Genomic DNA, 4613 nt, shown 5'->3' on the forward strand with positions numbered 1-4613 from the left:
CATTTACCTTGTCTTTTAAAGTAGTTTGGATAAAGTTATTTACTTTATCTTTGTTAATATTAGCTTGATTAGAAGCATTTGAAACTTCAGCTAAAATATTATCTTTAGTCTGTATAGCTTCATTATCTGCAAATTTATCATCACTAGCTTTGTCTAAGCCATTGTCTTGATAAGCTAGTAAAAAATCTAAGCTTTGAATCATAGAATGAGCTATATCAAGTCTTTTATCATCATTTGGATATTTATCTTTACTTAAAAGATAATTAGCTAAAAATTCTGCTTTAGAGGTAGGATTGTCTTTATCAATCTTTGCATAAGCTTTTAACAAATCATTTAGTGTATTTATATCTACTGCATAGAATTTATCTTTTAAGTCGGATATGATTTTTTCTAAAAGTTTTGGGTCTAAGATATCATCATCACTTAAGATAGCTGTTTCGTTTTTAATATCTTCTACATCAGGGATATTTGTAATAGGTTTTTGTGGCAAATCAGATATAGCAATATTAGGATTATCTACTTCAAAATCAGGAATATTAACTTCTGGAATTTGAGGTATTGTAACATTAGATGGAGGGGTTATAATAGGCAATATGGGTCTTAATACCAGCTTATCTAAGTTATTAAACTCTCCAAGAGCTAAATTTTTATCCATGTAAGCATGTATATTCACTTTTCCCTTATCTACTACATTATTGCCATTTACTATATTCCATATGTATTCATCAGCAAATTTGCCGTCAAGCGCAACTGAATGATAAACGTGAATATTACCCAATTCTTTAATTTTATCAATACCTCCAACAATAAATTTACCTTTCCATAGACTTTCTAAGCTATTTATTTTATCATCATAGTCAGATTGTATTTTAAAATTCTCATCTAGAAAAATAAATACATTATTAGCTTTTAAATAACCTTTTGAACCACCTAAGTGATCAGAAATACTCCCTATAAAACCTGAAGTATAATTTTCACCAACTACAATAATATTATCCTTAGAACTTATTTTTTTATTTATATTTTCAATCTTGCCAATTTTTTTTATGCTGATATTATTTAAATTTAACTGATTTGCATATCCAATAAATCCCCCTATATAAGAAATAGGGTTATTTTTATTGTCTATCGTATTAGTAATGCTTTCGATACCATCAATACTTATATTATTTATTGTATTAAACCAAGCATTACCTGCAAACCCTCCAACATAAGCAATATTTGCTTCATTGCCTTTTATACAGCTAGAGATATCACCTAATTTTTTTAAACTTATATTTGACACCTTTTTATTATCCCATATTTTTCCTGCAAAACCACCAACATAAGAATTACCGCCATTTCTAGATACATTGATCAAAGAAGAAGAGATAATACCAATATTATCTAAACTTATATTACTAAAGTTTCCGACGCCTTGACCTGCAAAACCACCTGCATAAGCATCTCCATTGGATTTTGAGTGAGTTACACTTTCAATAGATGAGATATTGTTTACCTTAATCTTATCATAAATACCACCACCACCATATTTTTGACCACCTACAAAACCACCTGCATAAGCATCTCCATTGGTTGCAGTGCTAGATATATCTGATTTTACATCAATAACTATATTGTTAAAATTAGATGTGCTTGTTCCAGCAAAACCACCTGCATAAGAATTTTTATCTGCAATGCTTGTTATTTCTAATTTATCACCTTTAACAACAATATTTTCATACACAGATTGATAATTTTCATCACGTCCTACAAAACCACCCGCATAAGCATCTCCATTGGTTGCAGTGCTAGATATACTCCCATTAAATGCAAGATTGATTGTATCAAAATTACTTTTTCCCCACATATTTCCTACGAAACCGCCTGCATAAGAATCATTTTTAAGTGAGGTGCTAGATATATCTCCATTAATATTAAGACTTATATCTTTCAATTCATTCGACCCGCCTATTAATCCAGCAAAACCACCTACATAAGAAGAACTTTGACTATAATCTATCGGATCTTTTGTTATGCTAGATATTTTTGAATTACTATTTACTTTTATTGATATTTTTTCATAACGGTGACTCAAGCCACTTTCACCTACGAAACCGCCTGCATAAGAATCATTTTTAAGTGAGGTGCTAGATATATCTCCATTAATATTGAGATTTATATTTTTAAATAATAATGTTTCATCACCATAATGATCAAATCTTGGACCAGCAGCTCCAGCAAAACCACCTGCATAGGATCCTCTTGTATATTCACTGTTATTTTCAGTGCTAATTATATCTCCATTTACAGTTAGGTTAATATTATTAAATGTTCCATTATCAATATACCCGGCAAAACCACCCGTATAGGATCCTCTTACATATTCACTGTTATTTTCAGTGCTAATTATATCTCCATTTACAGTTAGGTTAATATTATTAAATGTTCCATTATCAATATACCCGGCAAAACCACCCGCATATTTACCTCCATTTATATCATGATATGCTAAATTTAAATTTATATTTTCATATTTACCATAATTTATTGTTCTAGCAAATCCATAAATTTTATAATCTTTATTTTTATTATTAAATTTAAAATCAGAAAAGGATATCTTATTTGCACCATAAAAACAATCTGTGCAAAAATAAGCAGCTTCTTTATTATTCACAAAATTGAAATTTTTCATTAATACATTATTTCCCCCACCTGCTCCAAATCCACTAGCAGAATCATTATTTATAAAACTAATTTGATTCATTATTATATTGTTTGATTTTCCAATACTACCAAATCCACTAGCAGAGTTGTAACCACTACCACCATCTCCTATAAACTTTATATTGCTTAATTTTACATTGTCAGCTGTTGAATTTTCGCCAAAATTACCAAAACCGCTTTTGGAGCCATTGCTTTTAAATTCAATTTCATCAAGAATTATATTATTAAAGAATATCTCAGAATCAGTAAACATATTAGTTCTTGTACCAAAAGTACTATATCTTGCTTTTAAATTTTCTAGTTTAAGATCGTGAATGCTTCCGCCATCAATATAACTAGAAAAAATATTATCAAGGCGACCTTTTTTGTTGTTAATTTGCACTAAACTAATATCTCCATCTGCAATAATACCAGCAAAACCATTATTATTGCTATCACCATAGAAATTTATTCCTATATTTTTATACAATCCTCCACCTATATACCCAGCAAAACCTCCTCTGTATATATGAGAAAGAACGGATTCAGTATTAATATTGTGATTTTTATCATAACCAATCATTATATTTGAAAAAGAAGCATCTTTACTTTTTATATATCCAGCTAATCCACCTAGATATGTTTTCGAATAAATACCAACATCTGTATAGTCGGCTCCATGTTTTATAAAAACATCACCAAAAATATTATCAAATTTAATATTACTAAAGGTTTGTTTTTTATCTCCTTCTATAACCCCAGCCAACCCACCTACTCTCAAATAATTTGCCATCCAATAATAATCACTCACATAACGTATATCTATGGAATTTAAATTACTTATTCTAATATTATCAAAATTTGAATTTTTAACTACGCCAACTAGTCCACCTATACTTACATCATAAAAATCATTATGGTACTTTATGCCTCCATTTTCATAATCTATATGAATATTTTTAAAGCTACTATCCTCTATAGTTCCAAACAAACCAAGTCTTTTATATAATATAAAAGACCCTGTATCTACATTATCTAAATCCATATTAATATTTTTTAAAGCAAAACCTTGCCCATCAAAAATTTTATTTTTAAAACTATTAAATTCTAAATATGAATTATAATCTTCAGAATCTTCAACTAATCTAACATGATACCCAATCATCATATTAGTAAATTCATTATCTTGTCTTTTACCATCACCATTTAAGTCTACCCAATAATTAGCATAGTTTTGACCATTACTTGCTTTAAAATCTATATCATTAGTAAGTCTATACTCATTAGCATTTTTTCTAAATTCGCTATCTTTAAATGCATTTTCATTCCACCCTTTAGCAAAATGCCACCAGTCTACATCAGAGCCTATGCCTACATATTTATATACTTTAAAATTACTGCTTGAATTGTTAAATTTATTAAATACTTTAAAAGAACTAGGATTATAATAGTATCCACTAGCATTTAGATACATAGAACCTTCAAAATTATTACCATTGCCTCCCTTGATATTTAATTTGCTAAGTTTATTACCATTAATAGAGCTTACATCAACATAAACTTCATTGCCTTGTAAGGTTATCTCATTAGCTGAAATTTGTTTTGAGTGTTCTCCTAAATTTTTATCATAGTCAGCATATGCATTAGACACTACTTTATTACCTTGTAAAACAACGCTAGCAGCATTGATTTCACCTCCCATATTAATCACATTTCCACCCTTAGGATTTGGCTTAAACACCGGAGAAAAAGCTGCACCTTTAGAAAAGAAATTTTTATAATCATTTTCATTTAAAGACGAAGTCGAAGCCACAAAGCGATTAGCATTGATAGTTCCTGTTTTAGTAATGATTACCCCATTAGGATTGATTAAAAAGACATTATTACCTTTTGCATTTAATAAACCTTCTATCATAGATTTACTAGTA

1 protein-coding gene is annotated in these 4613 nt (G+C 29.0%); it reads right to left on the reverse strand.

Going from position 1 to position 4613, the window contains the following annotated elements; translation table 11 throughout:
• Window positions 1-4600 (reverse strand): filamentous hemagglutinin N-terminal domain-containing protein (locus L8T82_RS07840; RefSeq protein WP_263726267.1); only part of this gene is annotated, 4600 nt, incomplete at its 3' end.
• Window positions 4601-4613: the final 13 nt, after the last annotated feature.

It is taken from the genome of Campylobacter sp. IFREMER_LSEM_CL292 (assembly GCF_025771615.1).
GTDB lineage: Bacteria > Campylobacterota > Campylobacteria > Campylobacterales > Campylobacteraceae > Campylobacter_D > Campylobacter_D lari_D.